The sequence below is a fragment of the Dichotomicrobium thermohalophilum genome (assembly GCF_003550175.1).
Taxonomy (GTDB): Bacteria; Pseudomonadota; Alphaproteobacteria; order Rhizobiales; family Rhodomicrobiaceae; genus Dichotomicrobium; species Dichotomicrobium thermohalophilum.
Window position 1 is genome coordinate 37,618 of record NZ_QXDF01000004.1, and the last position, 19,187, is coordinate 56,804.

18 protein-coding genes are annotated in these 19,187 nt (G+C 64.8%); 8 read left to right on the plus strand and 10 right to left on the minus strand.

What is annotated here, in order from left to right; translation table 11 throughout:
- Positions 1–17 precede the first annotated feature (17 nt).
- From BXY53_RS12800 to secA, 5 genes are all read right to left on the minus strand, one after another.
- A complete protein-coding gene (locus BXY53_RS12800; RefSeq protein WP_119062404.1) occupies positions 18–491 on the minus strand; it encodes a DUF2948 family protein in 474 nt (157 codons plus the stop codon).
- A gap of 108 nt (positions 492–599) precedes the next feature.
- A complete protein-coding gene (gene murA, locus BXY53_RS12805) occupies positions 600–1,889 on the minus strand; it encodes a UDP-N-acetylglucosamine 1-carboxyvinyltransferase (protein ID WP_119062405.1) in 1,290 nt (429 codons plus the stop codon).
- A 117-nt stretch (positions 1,890–2,006) separates the two neighbouring features.
- A complete protein-coding gene (fghA, locus tag BXY53_RS12810; protein ID WP_119062406.1) occupies positions 2,007–2,837 on the minus strand; it encodes an S-formylglutathione hydrolase in 831 nt (276 codons plus the stop codon).
- Positions 2,838–2,863: 26 nt separating this feature from the next.
- Complete coding sequence (locus BXY53_RS12815) at positions 2,864–3,973, minus strand: S-(hydroxymethyl)glutathione dehydrogenase/class III alcohol dehydrogenase (RefSeq protein ID WP_119062407.1); 1,110 nt, start codon at positions 3,971–3,973, stop codon at positions 2,864–2,866.
- 104 nt (positions 3,974–4,077) lie between these two features.
- Positions 4,078–6,912 (minus strand): preprotein translocase subunit SecA, encoded by a 2,835-nt coding sequence (secA, locus tag BXY53_RS12820; protein ID WP_119062408.1) that lies wholly within the window; start codon positions 6,910–6,912, stop codon positions 4,078–4,080.
- Between the two features lie 430 nt (positions 6,913–7,342).
- Between secA and BXY53_RS12825 the strand changes: the two genes are divergently transcribed.
- The 4 genes from BXY53_RS12825 to BXY53_RS12840 are packed head-to-tail and all read left to right on the plus strand — an operon-like array spanning position 7,343 to position 10,508.
- On the plus strand, positions 7,343–8,215 hold the full coding sequence (locus BXY53_RS12825) for a peptidylprolyl isomerase (protein WP_170144453.1): 873 nt from the start codon (positions 7,343–7,345) through the stop codon (positions 8,213–8,215).
- A complete protein-coding gene (argJ, locus tag BXY53_RS12830; protein ID WP_119062410.1) occupies positions 8,212–9,456 on the plus strand; it encodes a bifunctional glutamate N-acetyltransferase/amino-acid acetyltransferase ArgJ in 1,245 nt (414 codons plus the stop codon). The genes BXY53_RS12825 and argJ overlap by 4 nt, the downstream gene beginning before the upstream one ends.
- 12 nt (positions 9,457–9,468) lie before the next feature.
- Positions 9,469–9,885: a (deoxy)nucleoside triphosphate pyrophosphohydrolase gene (locus tag BXY53_RS12835; protein WP_119062411.1), complete on the plus strand. Its 417-nt coding sequence runs from the start codon at positions 9,469–9,471 to the stop codon at positions 9,883–9,885.
- Positions 9,886–9,914: 29 nt separating this feature from the next.
- On the plus strand, positions 9,915–10,508 hold the full coding sequence (locus tag BXY53_RS12840) for a pyridoxamine 5'-phosphate oxidase family protein (protein WP_170144454.1): 594 nt from the start codon (positions 9,915–9,917) through the stop codon (positions 10,506–10,508).
- Here BXY53_RS12840 and BXY53_RS12845 read toward each other — a convergent pair.
- A complete protein-coding gene (locus BXY53_RS12845; protein ID WP_119062413.1) occupies positions 10,505–10,924 on the minus strand; it encodes a hypothetical protein in 420 nt (139 codons plus the stop codon). The genes BXY53_RS12840 and BXY53_RS12845 overlap by 4 nt on opposite strands.
- 18 nt (positions 10,925–10,942) lie before the next feature.
- Positions 10,943–11,272 carry a hypothetical protein gene (locus BXY53_RS12850; protein WP_119062414.1) on the minus strand — a complete coding sequence of 110 codons (330 nt, stop codon included), beginning with the start codon at positions 11,270–11,272 and terminating at the stop codon, positions 10,943–10,945.
- A gap of 155 nt (positions 11,273–11,427) precedes the next feature.
- On the opposite strand from BXY53_RS12850, the gene BXY53_RS12855 reads away from it, so the two are divergent.
- From BXY53_RS12855 to BXY53_RS12870, 4 genes are all read left to right on the plus strand, one after another.
- Positions 11,428–11,898 (plus strand): DUF411 domain-containing protein, encoded by a 471-nt coding sequence (locus tag BXY53_RS12855; protein ID WP_245410472.1) that lies wholly within the window; start codon positions 11,428–11,430, stop codon positions 11,896–11,898.
- A gap of 79 nt (positions 11,899–11,977) precedes the next feature.
- Complete coding sequence (locus tag BXY53_RS12860) at positions 11,978–14,341, plus strand: heavy metal translocating P-type ATPase (RefSeq protein ID WP_119062415.1); 2,364 nt, start codon at positions 11,978–11,980, stop codon at positions 14,339–14,341.
- A gap of 138 nt (positions 14,342–14,479) precedes the next feature.
- Positions 14,480–15,586, plus strand: a complete 1,107-nt coding sequence (locus BXY53_RS12865) for an Acg family FMN-binding oxidoreductase (protein WP_119062487.1) — start codon at positions 14,480–14,482, stop codon at positions 15,584–15,586.
- A 49-nt stretch (positions 15,587–15,635) separates the two neighbouring features.
- Positions 15,636–16,562 carry a DMT family transporter gene (locus BXY53_RS12870; RefSeq protein WP_245410473.1) on the plus strand — a complete coding sequence of 309 codons (927 nt, stop codon included), beginning with the start codon at positions 15,636–15,638 and terminating at the stop codon, positions 16,560–16,562.
- Positions 16,563–16,565: 3 nt separating this feature from the next.
- On the opposite strand, the gene ychF is transcribed toward BXY53_RS12870, so the two are convergent.
- The 3 genes from ychF to BXY53_RS12885 are packed head-to-tail and all read right to left on the minus strand — an operon-like array spanning position 16,566 to position 19,087.
- Complete coding sequence (ychF, locus tag BXY53_RS12875; RefSeq protein ID WP_119062416.1) at positions 16,566–17,672, minus strand: redox-regulated ATPase YchF; 1,107 nt, start codon at positions 17,670–17,672, stop codon at positions 16,566–16,568.
- A 39-nt stretch (positions 17,673–17,711) separates the two neighbouring features.
- Positions 17,712–18,410: an aminoacyl-tRNA hydrolase gene (gene pth, locus BXY53_RS12880; RefSeq protein ID WP_119062417.1), complete on the minus strand. Its 699-nt coding sequence runs from the start codon at positions 18,408–18,410 to the stop codon at positions 17,712–17,714.
- 47 nt (positions 18,411–18,457) lie between these two features.
- A complete protein-coding gene (locus BXY53_RS12885; RefSeq protein WP_119062418.1) occupies positions 18,458–19,087 on the minus strand; it encodes a 50S ribosomal protein L25/general stress protein Ctc in 630 nt (209 codons plus the stop codon).
- Positions 19,088–19,187: the final 100 nt, after the last annotated feature.

A 19,187-nucleotide genomic window follows, 5' to 3' on the forward strand; every position in this document is an offset into this window, starting at 1 on the left:
CTCTTTCGGCGTTGCGGTCAATCGGTACGGTCCGATTGGGCGGGCGTATCGTCGATCTCGTGCTCAGGCTTTCTGCGCGCGCGCCAGGCCGCGCTCATGTCGCGCAGCTCGGCTTCGATGCATTCGACCGTCAGCCGGATCGCGGCATCGCCGGCAAAGATCAGGAGCACCTCGCCACCGGGCGGGTCGGTGGGTTGAAACTGGATGGCCAGCAGTTCGAAGACACCGTCATTCCGCCGCCGGTCGATGTTCTGGATCTTGGCATCCAGCACGCGATCGAAGCGCAGCGCGGACTGGCGCCGCTGATATCGTCCCTGCTTGCCAGTGCCGCGCTCGGCGTCCAGCCAGTCGAAACGATTGAGCACCGCGGCAAACCGTTGCTGGCGCGGGAGATAGGTCATTTCCTGCACGCGCATGATGGCGTCCTGCAGATGCGCGGAGATCACCTGCAGGTCCTCCTCATCCAGCGCATGCAGCTTCAGTGCCGTCATGGATGAATCCTGTCGCGCAATAAACGGGGCCAACGCCCTTGGCGCGCCAGTGTATGAGGGGCGCGCTGCGTCACGTGCAGGATAATCTGCCGGAAATGCAGCCCGCGCTCAAGCGGCGAGACGTTCGACCTGCGCGCCGCAATCGCCCAGCTTGCGCTCCAACTCCTCGAAGCCGCGGTCGAGATGGTAGACGCGGTTGATCTCCGTGTCGCCCTCGGCGACCAGTCCGGCGATTACCAGCGACACCGAGGCACGCAAGTCAGTCGCCATCACCTCCGCGCCACGCAGCGACTTGACGCCATGAACCGTGGCGGTGTCGCCTTCCAGGTCGATCTGCGCACCCAGCCGCGCCAGCTCCTGCACGTGCATGAACCGGTTCTCGAAGATCGTCTCGCGGATATGCGAGCTGCCGTCCGCCTTGCACATCAGCGCCATGAACTGTGCCTGAAGATCGGTGGGGAAGCCGGGGAACGGTTCGGTTTCCACATCAACGGGCGCCAGCCCGGCGCCGTTGCGCGCGACCCGGATACCGGAGTTGGTCACGTCCACCTCGACGCCAGCCTCGCGCAGCACGCCGATCGGCGCTTCCAGCAGGTCGGCGCGGGCGCCTTCCAGCATCACCTCGCCGCCCGTGGCCGCGACGGCCATCGCGTAGGTGCCTGTTTCGATCCGGTCGGGCAGGACGGTATGCACCGCGCCCTCGAGATAATCGACGCCCTGGATGTGCAGCGTGGAGCTGCCGATGCCCTCGATCCGCGCGCCCATCTTGGTCAGGCACGTGGCAACATCGCTCACTTCCGGCTCCATCGCCGCGTTTTCAATGACGACTTCCCCTTTAGCCAGCGCCGCGGCCATCAGCACGTTCTGCGTTGCGCCAACAGAGACCTTTGGGAAGGTGACGCGCCCGCCCTGCAAGCCGCCCGGCGCCTTGGCAACGACATACCCCCCGTCGAGCTCGATCTGCGCCCCGAGTGCCTTCAACCCTTCCAGATGCAGATCGACGGGGCGCGTACCGATCGCACAGCCACCCGGGAGCGATACACGCGCCTCTCGACACCGCGCCAGAAGTGGGCCGAGCACCCAGAAGCTCGCGCGCATCCGGCGCACCATGTCATAGGGCGCCGTCGTATCCACGATATCGCGGGCGGTCAGGTGCAGCGTGTCGCCCTGCTGCGGCGCGCCGTTGGCGCGCTTGCCATCAAGCGCGGAGTCGACCCCGTGATTGCGCAGGATACGCGCGAGATTCGCGACATCCGCAAGGTTCGGCACATTCTTGAGCGTGAGGGTGTCCGAGGTGAGCAGGCTGGCGATCATGAGCGGGAGCGTCGCATTCTTTGCGCCGCTGATGTGAATAGCGCCATTGAGCGGGACGCCACCGGTCACGCGAATCTTGTCCATTGTGTCTCGCCGGGTTGGATCATGCCCCCATCGGCGGTTCGGCCCGCCGATTTCGCCGTTAACCCTCAGGTTTAGCGGAGCCGGGGGGCTCGCGCAAGCAGAGGGCCGCTGAGGCGGTCAGCCGAGGCGTTCGGCGTGCCAGGCGATATGATCGGCCATAAAGGTTGAGATGAAGTAATAGGAGTGGTCAAAACCGTCGTGACGGCGCAGTGTGAGCGGGATTGACGCCGCCGCACAGGCCTCTTCCAGCAGTTCCGGGCGGAGCTGCTCGGCCAGAAACACGTCCGCCTCGCCCTGGTCCACCAGGATTTCGCTGGTCTTAGCGCCATCCTCGATCAGCGCCACGGCGTCGTATTTGCGCCAGGCATCCTGATCCATGCCGAGATAAGTGGAAAACGCCTTTTCGCCCCAGGGCACGCGCGACGGGGCGACGATCGGCGCGAAGGCGGAGACGGTGCGAAACGTCTCGGGCAGACGCAGACCGGCGACGAGCGCCCCATGCCCGCCCATGGAATGGCCGAAAATGCCCGCACGACTCATGTCCGCGGGGAACGAGTCGCCGACCAGCGCGGGCAGTTCCTCGCTGATATAGCGCCACATGCGGAAATGCTGTGACCAGGGCGCTTCAGTCGCATCGACGTAAAAGCCCGCGCCCTGGCCGAGATCGTAGGCGTCGTCATCCGGCACGTCGTCACCGCGCGGGCTGGTGTCCGGACAGATCACGATCACGCCATGCTCGCTCGCGGCGCGGCGGTACTCGCCCTTTTCCATCACATTGGCATGCGTGCAGGTCAGCCCGGAGAGATAAAACAGCACCGGCGCGGGCGCGTCTTGCGCGCTGTCAGGCACATAAGCTGCAAAGGTCATCGGCGTTCCGGTGCTCTGCGATTGGTGCTGGCAGACGAACTGCGTGCCGGCAAAGCTGCGGTGTTCGCCGATGGTCTCCATGATGCTCCCCCTTGGAGGCTTTCGGGCTAAAAGGTGACGACGGTGCGGATGCCCTCGCCGTGATGCATCAATTCGAACCCCTTGTTGATGTCATCCAGTGCTATGGTCTGGGTGATCATCGGGTCGATCTCGATCTTGCCGTCCATGTACCAGTCGACGATCTTGGGCACATCCGTGCGCCCGCGCGCGCCGCCGAAGGCCGTGCCTTTCCAGACGCGACCGGTGACGAGCTGGAACGGCCGGGTGGAAATCTCGGCACCGGCTGGCGCCACGCCGATGATGATGCTCTCGCCCCAGCCCTTGTGCGCGGACTCAAGCGCAGCGCGCATGACATCGACATTCCCGGTGCAGTCGAAGGTGTAGTCGCCGCCGCCCCCTGTCAGGTTGACCAGATAAGGCACGAGATCGCCTTCGACTTCTTTCGGGTTCACGAAATGGGTCATGCCGAAGCGCTCACCCCATTCCTTCTTGGCCGGGTTGATGTCGACGCCGACGATCATGTTCGCCCCGACCAGCCGCAGGCCCTGGATCACGTTCAGGCCGATGCCACCCAGGCCGAAGACGATGCAATTCGCGCCCGGCTCCACCTTGGCCGTGTTGATGACCGCACCAATGCCGGTGGTCACGCCGCAGCCGACATAACAGACCTTGTCGAATGGCGCGTCCTCACGGATTTTCGCAACCGCGATCTCGGGCAGGACGGTGTAATTCGAGAAGGTCGAGGTGCCCATGTAGTGGTGCAGCGGCTTGCCATCGAGCGAGAATCGCGAAGTGCCGTCCGGCATCAGCCCCTGCCCCTGCGTCGAGCGGATTTTCTGGCACAGATTGGTCTTGGGGTTCAGGCAGTATTCGCACTCGCGGCATTCCGGCGTGTAGAGCGGGATGACGTGATCGCCCTTTTTTACGCTGGTCACACCGGGGCCGGTGTCCACGACGATGCCAGCGCCTTCATGGCCGAGAATCGCCGGGAACAGCCCTTCCGGGTCGGCACCGGAGCGGGTGAACTCGTCGGTGTGGCAGATACCCGTTGCGTGGACCTCGACCAACACCTCGCCTTCCTTGGGGCCTTCGAGCTGGACGGTGGTGACTTCGAGCGGCTTTCCGGCCTCGAAGGCGACGGCGGCGCGAACATCCATGGCGGTTTCTCCTCCCGTTTGATGGCTTTGCCCCATTTAACGAGCGCGGCCGCGCACCGGCCGTCTCGTCAGCGACGTTTCCCGCCGCAAATGAAGCCGCCGCGTCAGCTCAGCTTGCCGTGACAGTGCTTGTACTTCTTGCCCGAGCCACACGGGCACTGTGCGTTACGCGAAACCTTGCCCCAGGTCGCCGGGTCGTTCGGATCGAGTGCGACGCCGGCCGGCTTGTTACGCATCGGCTGGGCGCGCGTGCCGCCATTGCCGCGCTTGCCGCGGGCAGGCCCTGCGGGTTCCGCCCCTTCCATGGCCATTTCCGGCTCGCGCTCGAATTCGTCCTCGCCGGTCAGCGGGTCCACGTGGTGTGCGCTCATCTCGGGCAGTTCAGCCATCTCCAGTTCCTGCTCCGAAGGCGCCGAGTCGACGCTGACATGCATCAGATGGCCGGTGACCTGCTCGCGCAGGTTTGCCAGCATGGTCTCGAAAAGCGCGAAGCCTTCGGTCTTGTACTCGTTGAGCGGATCGCGCTGACCGAAGCCACGCAGGCCGATGACCTGGCGCAGATGCTCAAGCGTCACGAGATGCTCGCGCCACATATTGTCGAGGGTCTGCAGCAGCACCGCCTTCTCGATATGGCGCATCATCTCCGGGCCGATCTCCGCGACCTTCTTGGCGGCTGCAGAGTCGGCCTCCTTGATGAGCCGTTCGCGGATTTCTTCGTCGGCGATGCCCTCTTCGGCCGCCCAGTCGGCGATCGGCAGGTCCAGGCCGAAGATGCGCTGCATCTCGTCCTTCAGGCCGTCGACATCCCACTGCTCGGGATAGGCCTTTTCCGGAATGTGCTTGGCCACGAGATCGTCGATCACCTGATGACGCATGTCGCGGACCGTGTCGCTCAGATCATCCTCCTGCATCAGCTCGATGCGCTGCTCGAAGACGACCTTGCGCTGGTCGTTCATCACGTCGTCGTATTTGAGGATGTTCTTGCGGGCGTCGAAGTTGCGCGCCTCGACCTTGGACTGCGCGCGCTCCAGCGCCTTGTTGATCCACGGGTGGACGATCGCCTCGCCCTCTTCCAGGCCCAGCCGCTGCAGCATGCCGTCCATGCGGTCAGAACCGAAGATGCGCATGAGGTCATCTTCCAGCGACAGGTAGAACTTCGACGCGCCCGGGTCGCCCTGACGCCCCGAACGGCCTCGCAACTGATTGTCGATTCGCCGAGATTCGTGGCGCTCCGTGCCTATGACATAAAGGCCGCCGGCTTCCAGCGCCTTCTGCTTCTTTTCCTCCACGTCCGCGAAGATCTTCTCGCGCTGCGCCGCGATCTGCTCCTCGCTCGGCTCCTTGCCTTTTTCGCGCTGCTCGTTCAGCCACATCTGCAGGCGCATTTCCGGGTTGCCGCCGAGCTGGATGTCGGTACCGCGGCCGGCCATGTTCGTGGCGATTGTCACGGCGCCGGGCACGCCGGCCTGCGCGATGATGTAGGCCTCCTGCTCGTGATAGCGCGCGTTCAGGACCTGGTGCGGGATTTTCAGCTTCTTCAGCCGCGCGGACAGCATCTCGGACTTCTCGATCGAGGTGGTCCCGACCAGCATGGGCTGGCCGCGTTCGCGGCAGTCCTTGATGTCCTCGATGATCGCGTTGATCTTTTCCTCGAAGGTCCGGTAGACCTCGTCGTGCTGGTCGTCGCGGATCATCGGCTTGTTCGTCGGCACCTCGGTCACACCGAGACCGTAAATGTCCGCGAACTCGGCCGCCTCGGTCACCGCCGTGCCCGTCATGCCGGCGAGCTTGTCATAAAGACGGAAGTAGTTCTGGAAGGTAATCGAAGCGAGCGTGACATTTTCCGGCTGGATCTTCACCCCTTCCTTGGCTTCCAGCGCCTGGTGCAATCCTTCGGAGTAACGGCGCCCCTCCATCATGCGGCCGGTGAATTCGTCGATGATGACGACCTGGCCATTCTTGACGATATAATCGCGGTCCCGCTGGAACAGCGTGTGGGCCTTGAGCGCCTGGTTGACGTGATGCACGAGCGTGACGTTCTCGACGTCGTACATCGAACCGTCGTCCTTGATGAGCCCCTCTTTCTTGAGCAGCTCCTCCACGTGCTCGTTACCCTTCTCGGTCAGCGTGACCGTGCGCATCTTCTCGTCGAGCTCGTAGTCATCCTCCTCCAGGTGCGGGATGACGGCGTCGACAGCGGTGTAAAGCTCGGTGCGGTCCTCCACGGGACCGGAGATAATGAGCGGCGTGCGCGCCTCGTCGATCAGGATCGAGTCGACCTCGTCGACGATGGCGAAGTAATGGCCGGCAAGCTCCCACGGACGCCCGCCGAACTGGACCATCTCCGAGGTCGAATACTTCATGTTGTCGCGGAGATAGTCGAAGCCGAACTCGTTGTTGGTGCCGTAGGTGACGTCGCAACCGTAGGCCTGCATCCGCTGATCGTCGTTGAGTTCATGAAGGATGCAGCCAACGCTAAGCCCGAGAAATTCGTAAATTGCGCCCATCCACTCGGCATCGCGCTTGGCGAGATAGTCGTTCACGGTGACGACATGCACGCCGCGCCCGGTCAGCGCGTTGAGATAAACGGGCAGCGTGGCGACAAGCGTCTTGCCCTCGCCCGTCTTCATCTCGGCGATGTCGCCTTCGTGCAGCACCATGCCGCCGACGAGCTGGACGTCGAAATGCCGCTGGCCCAGCGTGCGCTTTGCGGCCTCGCGCACGGTCGCAAAGGCAGGCACCAGCAGATCGTCCAGCTTTGCCCCATTCGCCAGCTGCTCGCGGAACGCATCGGTGCGCGCGCGCAACGCGTCATCCGAAAGCTGCTCCAGCTCCGGTTCCAGCGCGTTGATCGCCTCAACGCGGGGCGCATATTTCTTCAGCTTGCGATCATTCGGATTCCCGAAAAATTTGCCGACGATCGCATTCAACGAAACCATATCCTAAAGCCTTCCTCGTTATCGGCTTGCCGCAACCGTGCCAGAGCGGCCTTTGACCGCGTCCGGCTTTCTCAAGACCGCATCTTCGTTCGGATGGAGGCCATGATATCTGCCTGTTCGACGCGCGCACATCGCCACCGCGCGTTTCTTTTTCCGTTGCCTTCAGACGCATGCGCGACCACGCCGCAGGATACTTTGGAAATAAGGGGGGCGTCTGCCCCTGTCAACGCGCAGCCGCGCTGCTCGCCGGCCTTGTTCGTCGGCTTTGCATCGCGCCGCCGAAACGGCTACAAGGGCGCGGCAAAGTCGAAAGCATCCCGGGACATGATCAAATGATGTGGGCGCGCCAGCGCAGGTTGAAATGCCGCGCCGCTCCGCCCAGTTCCTCCCGAAACATCCCGTGAAACCCCGGTCAATCGAGGTGAATTCCGTGACTTTCCGTTCCCTTTCTATCGCAGCCTGCGCCACACTTGCCGTAACGCTTGCCGGCGCGGCCTTTGCCCCATTCAGCAGCGCCCAGGATCAGGAGGCCAACCCGGATGAGGTCATCGCGCGGGTTGACGGTACTCCGATAACCCGTGGCCAGCTCGATCTGGCTGAGGATGAACTCGGGCCCGACCTCGAGCAGTTGCCGTCGGAGACGCGCGACGAGGTCGTGCTCCAGTATGTCGTCGAACTGACGCTGCTGGCCGACGCTGCGCGCGAAGCCGGACTGGACCAGACCAAGGAATACAAGCGACTGTCGCGATATTACGAGCTGCGCGCGCTGCGCGACGTGTTTTTCCAGGAGGAGATCCGCGCCAACGTCACTGATGAAGCGGCCCAGAAGCTCTATGACGAGCGCATCGGCGGCGCCGAGCCCGAGAAAGAGGTCCGCGCGCGGCACATTCTCGTGGAGACCGAGGACAAGGCCAAGGAAATCATCGAAAAGCTCGAGGGCGGCGCCGACTTCGCCGAACTGGCCAAGGAAGAATCGACCGGCCCGAGCGCGGCCAACGGCGGGGATCTCGGTTTCTTCAGCAAGGAGCAGATGGTGACTCCCTTCGCCGAGGCCGCCTTTGCAATGGAAAAGGGCGAGATTTCCGAGCCGGTCAAGACCCGCTTCGGCTGGCACGTCATCAAGGTCGAGGAGATGCGCGACCGCAAGCCGCCGAAATTCGCCGATGTCAAGGAGCGGCTGAAGTCCTCGCTGATCCGCCAGCAGCTCCAGCAGCGGATGTCAGACCTGCGTGGCGCGGCCAATGTCGAGATCCTCGACGAAAGCCTGAAGCAGAACGAACAGGACGGCGGCAACGCCCAATGACAAAAACGTCGCCGTTCGCGCCAGCGTCTCTGCCCACGCTGCCGTCGGTCGGTGGCGTGGCGCTGGCCGCCGCCGAAGCCGGCATCCGCTATCAGGGTCGAAAGGACCTGCTGCTGGTGCGGTTTGCCGAGGGCGCGGAGGTCGGCGGCGCGCTGACCACATCGCGGACACCCTCGCCGGCGGTTAACTGGTGCCGGAGCCTACTGAATAGTGGCCGGCACGCGCGCGCGTTGGTCGTCAACTCGGGCAATGCCAACGCCTTCACCGGCCAGCGCGGGGTCGATGCCGTGCACCTGACCGCACAGATCGCTGCGGAAACCGAAGGCTGCGCGCCGGAGGACGTGTTCCTGGCCTCGACCGGCGTGATCGGCGAACCGCTGGAGGTCTCCGCCTTTGCCGATACGCTGCGCGGCCTTCATGAAGCCGTCCGCCCTGACGCCTGGGAAGATGCGGCGCGGGCGATCATGACGACGGACACCTTCCCGAAGCTGGCGTCACGAACGACCCAGATTGACGGCGTCGAGGTGACGATCAACGGCATCGCCAAGGGCTCGGGCATGATCGCGCCGAACATGGCGACCATGCTCGCCTTTCTTTTCACTGACGCCCCGCTGCCCGGCGGCCTGTTGCAAACGCTGTGCACGGACACCGTTGCCCAAAGCTTCAATCGCATCACGGTCGACAGCGACACCTCCACGAGCGACACCGTGCTACTGTTCGCCACCGGCGCGGCCCGCGACAGGGGCGTGCCGGAGATCACCGACCCCCATGACTCGCGGCTGGAGGAATTCCGGCTGGCGCTCGATGAGCTCACACTCGACCTTGCGCATCAGGTGGTCCAGGACGGCGAGGGGCTGACCAAGTTCGTCACCGTCCGCGTCGATGGGGCGCATACTGACGAAGACGCCCAGGCCATCGCCTTTTCCATCGCCAACTCGCCTCTGGTGAAAACCGCGCTGGCCGGCGAGGACCCGAACTGGGGCCGCATCATCATGGCGGTCGGCAAGGCTGGTGTTGAAATTGACCCGGACGAGCTGGCCATCTGGTTCGGCGAAATTCCTGTTGCTGCGGGTGGCGAGGTCCATCCCGACTACGAGGAAGCCGAAGCGGCGGCGTACATGAAGCGCGATGAACTGCTGATCCGCGTTTATGCCGGGCTTGGCGGCGCGGGCGCCGCTACTGTCTGGACGACCGATCTCACGCACGGCTATATCGACATCAATGCCGATTACCGGAGTTGAGCGGGCGTAGCCATGACCACCGCCCCGGCAAAGCCGATCAAGCTTGTCGTCGCCTGCGCACTGATCGACGCGGACAACCGCGTCCTGCTGGCCCAGCGGCCGGAGGGCCGCAAGATGGCGGGCCTCTGGGAATTCCCTGGCGGCAAGGTCGAACAAGGCGAGACACCGGAATCCGCGCTGATCCGCGAACTGGAGGAGGAACTGGGCATCACTTTGCCGGCCCGCTGCCTCGCGCCGCTGACTTTTGCAAGCCACGCGTACGAGGACTTTCACCTCCTGATGCCGCTCTATATCTCCCGCACCTGGGAAGGCGATCCGGAACCGCTGGAATTCCAGGCGCTGAAATGGGTGCGCGCGGCGCGGCTGCGGGACTACGAGATGCCCCCGGCGGATTTGCCCCTGATCCCGATCCTTCAGGACTGGCTATAACTTGGGGCAACCAACGAACGGGACGCGCGATGGGCGAACCGGACCTGCCAGATTTCTACAACGACCTCGACCGGAGCCTGCGCGCGGCGTGGTCGCTGCTTGCGTGCGGCGTGAAGGACCGCAAGGCGCCGGCGCATACGCCCGTGCTGGCGACGAATGGCGACAGCGGGCCGCGTGTGCGCACGGTGGTGCTGCGCGCCTGCGATCCGGAGACGCGGCGGCTGCGCTTTCACACGGACCGGCGCTCCCATAAGGTTGCGGAGATCGCGGCCGATCCGGCCGGCGCGGTCCATGTGTACGACCCGAAGCAGAAGGTCCAGTTGCGGCTCGACTGCCAGCTTAGCGTTCATATCGGCGATGAGCTGGCGCAGGAGGCGTGGGCCGCCACCCGCGATTTCAGCCGCGTCTGTTATCAGGTTATGCAAGGGCCGGGCGAAGCGGTGAGCGATCCGCGCGAGGTCCCCTTTTCAGCGGACGACAGCAAAGACGGTTGGGACCATTTCGCCGTCATCTCGGCGCTCGTCACGCGCATCGAATGGCTCTACCTTGCCGCCCATGGCCACCGGCGCGCGGAGTTCCTCTGGCAGGAGGGCGATTGGCACGGCCGCTGGCTCGTGCCTTAGTACAGATACCGCTTGCGGATGCCCTTCCCGGTAATGAGCTGCGACAGGAGCACCGAAGACGACGTCACCAGAAAGCTCATGATCAGCAGGCCGAAGACGTTGGCGCTCCCGCCGGCCATGCCATCGAACACGAAATCCCGCGTGCCGATGAACGAGGTGTAGAGGTCAATCGCGAAGCACACGACCCACGCGACCTTCAACAGGATCGAGATCGTGTTGTTCGCCTCCGCCCCGCTCCAGATCAGGCGCGTGGCAACCATGAAGCCCACGATGGTGATCGCGGCGACGCCGGCGAAAACGAAGCGCATTGGCGCGCTCTGGCCCATCACGAGGTCGTAGAACTCGGCGATACCGTAAAAGCTGGTATAGCCGTCCCAGAGAGCGCCGAGGGCAACGACGAAGATGAGCACGCGCATGATCTGACTACTCCGTCCTCACCTCAGCAGCATCTGGATCGCCGCCAGCGCCGCGCCCAACAGAAACATGCCCGCCACCAGAATCTGGGCGGCATTTTCGCTCAGGAAGCGCCGCCCGCGTCGCTCCGGTTCACTCCCGCGGACTCTCGATGGCCGCCCGCGGAGATGCGCCAGGAAGGCCCGGCGATCCCGCCCCGCGAACACGACCGCCTCGGCGATCACCCGCTCGCGCGGCAAGCCGGTGTCCGCTTCGATCTCATTGAGCGCCGCCTGCACGGCATCGGCACGCAGCGCCCGGAACAGGTCCGCGCCCCGCAGATCTTCCTCGTCCTCCGGCGTCCATGCCATCAATAGCCCTTTCCGATCTTCGCCGGCAGATTAACCATATTTTAATCAAATGCCTCGGACGCGCAGCCCGGATGGTTAACACGCACCGCTGCTTGACATTCCAGTTGCTGGAAGCACCACGTTGCACCAAAGTGATAAACGTTCAGGAGCGAGCGATGACATTTCTCACTGCGGTGATGGTCCTTCTGGCAACCACGCTGATGCCCCTGACGCCCGTGCAGGCGTCGGATCAAAGCACGCGCGCGCAGAGCCTGCCGATCGTGGAAATGACGAAGCATCCGCAGTGCGGCTGCTGCACCGAATGGGCGGACCATCTCCGCGCAGCCGGTTTCGAGGTCAAGGTCACCGAGACGCGCAAGATGTGGGGGGTCAAGCGCTTGGCCGGCATTCCGAAGGACCTGGACTCCTGTCACACGGCAACGGTCGGCGGCTACGTCATCGAAGGGCATGTGCCCGCAGACGACATCAAGCGCCTGCTGGCGGAACACCCGGACGTTAAGGGTCTGGCGGTGCCGGGGATGCCGATCGGCTCGCCGGGCATGGAGTTCGGCAACCGGACCGAGCCGTACGACGTGCTCTCTTTCGACGCGGACGGCCAGACCGACGTTTTCCAGTCGTATCGCTAACGCGCGATCCGAAAAGTGGGAACCGGTTTTCGGACAAGTCGCGCGTCAGAAAAAATGACGCGACGCCAAGGGACCCGAAATGCAGGAAACACAGCGCACTGACGCGCACGGCGCGTGCTGCCATCACCATCACAATGACAGCGAAACGGCCGGGCAAGTCACCGACCCGGTCTGCGGGATGCTGGTCACGCCCGGCCCGGACGCCATCAGTTACGATTACGAGGGCGCGACCTATTACTTCTGCCGCGAGGGCTGCCGCGACAAGTTCGCCGCCGATCCCGAAAAGTATCTGAGCGATCGGGGCGAACCCGAGCCAGCGCCGCCCGGCACGCTCTACACCTGCCCAATGGACCCGGAGATCGTGCAGGAAGGCCCGGGCACCTGCCCGATTTGCGGCATGGCGCTGGAGCCGATGAGCCCGGCCGCCGCGCCCTCCGGGCCGGACCCGGAACTCGTGGACTTCACCCGCCGCTTGATCGTTGGCGCGGTCCTCGGCGTGCCCGTTCTGATCCTGGCGATGGGACCTATGCTCGGCTTGCCGGTCAAGCAGTGGATCGGCGAGGACATCGCGCGCTGGGCCGAACTGATACTGGCGACCCCGGTGGTCCTCTGGTCGGGTTGGCCGTTCTTCGTGCGCTGCGTCGCCTCCTTCCGCAACATGCGCCCGAACATGTGGACGCTCATCGGGCTGGGCGTCGGCGCGGCCTATGCCTACAGCGTCGTCGCGACCATTGCGCCGGGCATCTTCCCCGACGCCTTCCGCGGGCCTGATGGCTCTGTCGGCGTCTATTTCGAGGCCGCGGCGATGATCGTCGTGCTCGTGCTCGTCGGGCAGGTGATGGAGCTGCGCGCGCGGGAAAAGACCGGCTCGGCGATCCGCCAACTGCTCGATCTGGCGCCCAAGACCGCGCGGCGGGTGGCCGAGGATGGCACGGAAGAGGACGTGCCCCTGGAACAGGTGCATGTCGGCGACCGGCTGCGGGTGCGCCCGGGCGAGTCGATCCCGGTGGACGGCGTGGTCGAGGACGGCCGCTCTAGCGTGGACGAGTCGATGCTGACCGGCGAGCCGGTCGCAGTCGAAAAGACCGAGGGCGATGAGGTCACCGGCGGCACGCTGAACACCTCGGGCAGCTTCATCATGCGCGCCGAGCGCGTCGGCAGCGACACGATGCTCTCCAACATCGTCGAGATGGTCGCGCAGGCCCAGCGCAGCCGCGCGCCGATCCAGCGGCTGGTGGACAAAGTCGCGGCGTATTTCGTGCCGGCCGTGGTGGGCGTGGCGATCATCGCGTTCATCGCCTGGTCGATCTTCGGCCCGCCGCCGGCGATGGCCTATGCGCTCGTGGCCGCCGTGTCAGTGCTCATTATCGCGTGCCCGTGCGCGCTGGGGCTGGCCACGCCAATGTCGATCATGGTGGCGACCGGGCGCGGCGCGCAGTCCGGCGTGCTGGTGCGCGAGGCGCAGGCGCTCGAGCGGCTGGCGGCGGTCGATACGCTCATTGTCGACAAGACCGGCACCCTGACCGAAGGCGCGCCGAAGCTCAGCGACGCCGTGACGCTGGGCGATGTCAGCGAGGACGAAATGCTGCGCCTTGCCGCCAGCCTTGAGCGCGCGAGCGAGCATCCGCTGGCCGAAGCCTTCGTGGAGGCCGCGAAAGAGCGCGATCTGAAGCTCGCGGAGACGGAGGACTTCGAGGCGCGGACGGGTCAGGGCATCATCGGGAAGGTCGAGGGCCGCGCGATTGCCGTCGGCACGCCGGCCCTGATGGAAGCCGAAGGCGTGGACGCCGCCAAGGGCCAGAAGCCGGCGAACGATATGCGCGCTCAGGGCAAGACGGTCGTCTTCGTCGCGATCGGCGGCGAACTGGCCGGCCTGCTCGCCGTGGCCGACCCGATCAAGGAGCGTGCCGCCGAGGCCGTACGCGCGCTGCATGATGCTGGCCTGCGCATCGTCATGGCGACCGGCGACAACAGGGAGACGGCACAAGCGGTGGCCAAGGCGCTGGGGATCGACGAAGTTCACGCCGATCTCATGCCGCAGGACAAGACCCAACTGGTGCGCAAGATGGCCGAAGGTGAAGCGGTCGTGGCGATGGCCGGCGACGGCATCAACGACGCGCCGGCGCTCGCGGCCTCGGATGTCGGCATCGCGATGGGCACCGGCGCGGATGTCAGCATCGAAAGCGCCGGCCTGACGCTCTTGCGCGGCGATCTCAACGCGATCGTCCGGGCGGTGCATCTCGCGCGCGCGACCATGCGCAACATCCGCCAGAACCTCGTCTTCGCCTTCGGCTACAACGCGCTGGGCGTGCCGATCGCTGCGGGCGTCCTCTATCCGTTCTTCGGCATCGTGCTCTCCCCGGTGATCGCCGCGGCGGCGATGAGCCTGTCATCGGTGTCGGTCATCACCAACTCGCTGCGGCTCAGGGGCATCAAGCTGTAGCGACAGCACAGCCTCCCCCGCGGCCGAGCGACGATTGCCCACCAGCAATTCGCCCCGCTTGCGGCACGTGGAGTTGACCGCGGGGCGCGCGGAGGGCTAGAGCTTGCCGGGTCTGTTCGGGTGGCGCGGGAGGACGGCATGGCACGCATCAGTCGCAGGCAATTCAACCTCGGCCTGGCCGCCACGGGCATCGCTACAGTGGGGCTGACGGGCTGCGGCATCAGTGACGCCTACGGTGCTGCGACACAGCAGACCTGGCGGCACACCGAAGCCGGCGATCTGTCGCCCGCGCAGAAGCGCCGCGAGATCGTTCGATACGGCACGCTCGCCGCGAACAGCCACAACACCCAGCCCTGGACCTTTGCGATTGAAGAAGACCGGATCGAGATCCGCCCGGACTTCACGCGCGCCACGCCCGCGGTCGACCCGGACGATCACCATCTGTTCGTCAGCCTTGGCTGCGCGGCAGAAAACATGGTGGCAGCCGCGCCAGCCTTCGGGATGGAAGCCGTCCCGGAGGTGACACCCCGGGACGGCGAAACGCGCGTGGCGGTGGCGCTGGGATCAGGACCGACCCGCCGCAGTCCTGAATTCGAGGCGATCCCTCGGCGTCAGTGTACCCGTAGCGAATATGACGGCACGCCGCTGACCGCCAGCGAATTGCGCCAGCTTCAGGCGGCTGCCGAAACGCCCGGCGTCGACGCGATCATCCTCAACGCCGCACAGCCGATCAGCGAGGTCGCGGAGTTCGTCGCCACGGGAAGCGATGCGCAAGTGCGCGATCCCGAATTCGTCGCCGAGCTGAAGGAGTGGATCCGTTTCAGCTCTGCCGAAGCCCTTGAAAAGCGCGACGGCCTGTTTTCGGGCTGCATGGGCAACCCGACCATTCCGCCCTGGCTCGGGCGCATCGTTTTCGACTTCGTCTTCACAGAAAACGCCGAGCGCGAGAAGAACATCAAGCATGTCAACTCGTCCTCTGCCGTCGTCGTCTTTACCGCCAAGCAAAATGACAGGGCGCACTGGGTCGAGGTCGGCCGCGCCTATCAACGCTTTGCGCTCGTGGCCACGCATCTCGGGCTCAAGCATGCCTTCGTCAATCAGCCGGTGGAGGTGCCCGAGGTGCGCGAGCAGTTCGCGTCCTATCTCGGCATCGGTGATCGTCGGCCGGACCTCGTCATCCGCGTGGGCCGCGCGCCGGAGATGCCACGTTCACTGCGCCGTTCGCTTGACGACGTGATCGTCTGATAGCGAGACAGCCGTAAGTGAGCGCGTCCCGCCATCGGTCTTCGGGCACATGATGAAAACCGTTCTGCTCCTTGCCTTCATCACCGTCTCGGAAGCCACGATTGGCGTGTTCGTGAAGTTGACGGACGGCGCGATCCCGATCCAGACGCTGAACTTCTACGCGCTCGTTTTCGCCGCGGGGTTTCTCGGCCTCGCCCTGCCACTCGCTACGAAGGAGCGGCTGCGCTTTCCCTGGGACAATCTGACGGACACGGCGCTTATCGGGGTGCTCATCGCCACGCAGATCAGCGTGTTCAACTATGCGATGACGCTCGCCCCGATCGCGAATGTCGTTATCTTCTGGAGCGTCGCACCGTTCTTCGTGTTCATCTTTTCCTGGGCGTTCCTCGGAGAGCCGGCCAAACGCAGCTATCTGTTGATCTTCATCCTGGCAATCATCGGGCTGATCATCGCCAACCCGCTGGCCGAGGGCTACATGCTGGGCAACCTCATCGCGCTGGGAGACGGCGCGATCTATGCCGCGATGGTCACCTACATGCGTCACGAGGGAAAGACCGAGACAGGCAACGATATCTTCTGGTCGATGCTGGCCGCGGCGCTGGTGCTGTCGCCAATGCTGTTCATCGCGGGGCCGGGCGAGATCGCACGCATGATCCCCTACCCGACGATCGGCATGGTCCTGCCCGTGATACTATGGGCGGTGTGCCTCGGCGTCATCTCGACCGGCTTTTCGTATTTCGGCATTTCGATCGTGCTGAAGCGCATCAGCGCCAACGGCTATGCGCTGGTCGACATTATCGTCTCGCCGATCGTGGCGGCAATCCTTGGCTATCTCGTCTTCGGGGAGATCCCGGCGATGAGCATGGTCTATGGCGGCGCGCTGCTGCTCGCCTCGGGGTTCTGGCTCACCCGGGAGATGAGTAAGGGGCGCAAGGCGCAAGTTGCCCATCCAGCACAGCGCCGTGTCTCGGCCTGAGGATCAGGTCGCGAAGCGGAAATGCATCACGTCCCCGTCATGGACGACGTACTCCTTGCCCTCAAGCCGCATCTTGCCGGCTTCCTTGGCGCGCGCCTCGCCGCCGTAGGCGACGAAATCCTCGTATGAAATCGTCTCCGCGCGGATAAAGCCCTTCTCGAAGTCGGTATGGATCACGCCGGCCGCTTTCGGCGCCGTGGTGCCCCGCGGGACGGTCCAGGCGCGGGCTTCCTTGGGGCCGACGGTGAAATAGGTGATGAGGCCGAGCAGATCGTAACCGGCGCGGATCAGCCGGTTCAGGCCCGGCTCCTCCAGCCCCAGTTCATCGAGATATTCCGCCTGTTCCTCTGCGTCGAGCTGCGCGAGTTCCGCCTCGATCTTCGCGGAGATGACGACGACGCCGGCGCCTTCCCTGGCCGCGTACGCCTCGACATCACGGGACAGCGCGTTGCCCGTCGCGGCAGACTCCTCTTCGACGTTGCAGACATACAGAACCGGCTTGGCCGTGAGGAGCTGTAGCATCCGGAAGCCGGACATCTCCTCCTCACTGATCTCCGCCACGCGCGCCGGGCGTCCCTCGGCCAGAACAGCCGCCACTTTGTCGATAAGCGCCAGCGTGGCCTTCGCCTCCTTGCCCTCGGCGCCTTGCGCCTTTGCCTTCTTCTCCAGCGCTGGCTTGCGGCGCTCCAGACTTTCGAGGTCGGCGAGCATCAGCTCGGTCTCGACCGTCTCGGCGTCTGCAATCGGGTCGATGCGGCCCTCGACATGGCCGATGTCGTCATCCTCGAAGCAGCGCAGCACATAGGCAATCGCGTCCATCTCGCGGATGTTGGCCAGGAACTGGTTGCCCAACCCCTCGCCCTTCGACGCGCCGCGCACCAGCCCCGCAATGTCGACGAAACTCAGCCGCGTCGGGATCACCTGCGCCGACTTGCCGAGATGCGCCAGCTTATCGAGGCGCGGGTCGGGAACCGGCACCTCGCCGACATTCGGTTCGATTGTGCAAAACGGATAGTTGGCCGCCTCGGCCGCTGCCGTGCGGGTCAACGCATTGAAAAGCGTCGACTTGCCCACATTCGGCAGCCCGACGATGCCGCATTTGAAACCCATCTTCGTGCGTCCTGTCGCGTGTTCTGAAAATCCGGAAAACTAGCCCGTCAGCCAGCGGCGCAGCTTTTCGCCGAGCGCGGTGGGCGCCGATGGCGCCTCTTGCTCGGGCGCGCGCGGGGCGGGCTGCGGCTTCTCGCGCTTGGGCGCCGGCTCCTTCGCCGGGGCGCGCACATCGTGCATGGCTTGCGCCACGTCGCTCACGAATTTCGCCTCGTTCCCGCTCACCAGCGCCGGCGCCGCGTCCGCCATCGCCGCAAGGAGCGGATCGAGCCACTCGGCATCTGCCTTTGCGAAGTCACCCAGCACGTGCGCCGTGACCTTCGCCTTGTCGCCGGGGTGACCGATGCCGATGCGCACCCGCCAGAACTCCGCGCCGCAATGCGCAGTCAGCGATTTCAAGCCATTGTGCCCCGCATGACCGCCGCCCTGCTTGACCTTGACCTTGCCTGGGGCAAGATCGAGTTCGTCGTGAAAGACGACCATGTCTGCGGGCGAAAGCTTGAAGAACCGCGCCGCTTCGCCGGCCGCGCGGCCCGACTCGTTCATGTAGGTCTGGGGCTTAAGAAGCAGCACCTTCTCGCCGCCGATGCGCCCTTCCGCGGCCTCGCCCTGAAATCGCCGGCGCCAGGGGCCGAGCCCATGGCGTTCCGCGATCGCGTCGACCGTCATGAATCCGACATTGTGGCGGTTGCGGGCGTAGCGTGCGCCCGGATTGCCCAGCCCGATCAGCAGCTTCATGCTGTCTCCCCAGCCGCCCTGCCGGGACGCGTTCGCCTGCGGCGCGATTACTCTTCCGCCGCCTCGGCCTCTTCTTCGGCTTCGCCTTCAGCCTCTTCCTCTGGCTCCGCCGCTGCCGTGCCGGCGATACTGAGAACGGTGAAGTCGCGGTCCGTGATGGTCGGCGTCACCTTTTCCGGCAGCGCTACCTGCGAGATGTGCAGCGAATCGCCGATATCCAACCCGGTCACGTCCACTTCGATATATTCGGGGATTGCATCTGCCGGGCAGGTCAGCCCGATCTCGTGGCGCGTCATGTTCAGCGCGCCGCCGCGCTTCAGGCCGGGCGACTCCTCTTCGTTGATGACATGCACTGGCACATCCACTTCCACCACGGCGTCCTTCGCCAGGCGCAGGAAGTCGACATGCTCGAGGAAGTCCCGCACCGGGTCAAACTGCACATCGCGCGGAATGACGCGGGTCTTCTTGCCGTTAACATTGAGCAGATACACGGTGCTCAGGAAGGTCCCGGTCTCGACCTGCTTCCAAACTTCCTTGTAGTTGAGCGTCACCTTTTCGGGCCCGCCGCGTCCGCCATAAACGACCGCCGGCACGCCGCCGTTCTTGCGAATGGCGCGCGCCGCCGTGCTTCCGGTCTTGTCGCGCGGCTCCGCCGTGAGTTCCAACAATTCGGCCATCCTCGTCTCCAAAATCTCTCGCTGGCGCCGCGAGCGTTCGCTGTGCCCTCCGCCGTGGGAGCGCCAGCCGCTCAGCCCTTCCTTACATGAAAGCGTCAAC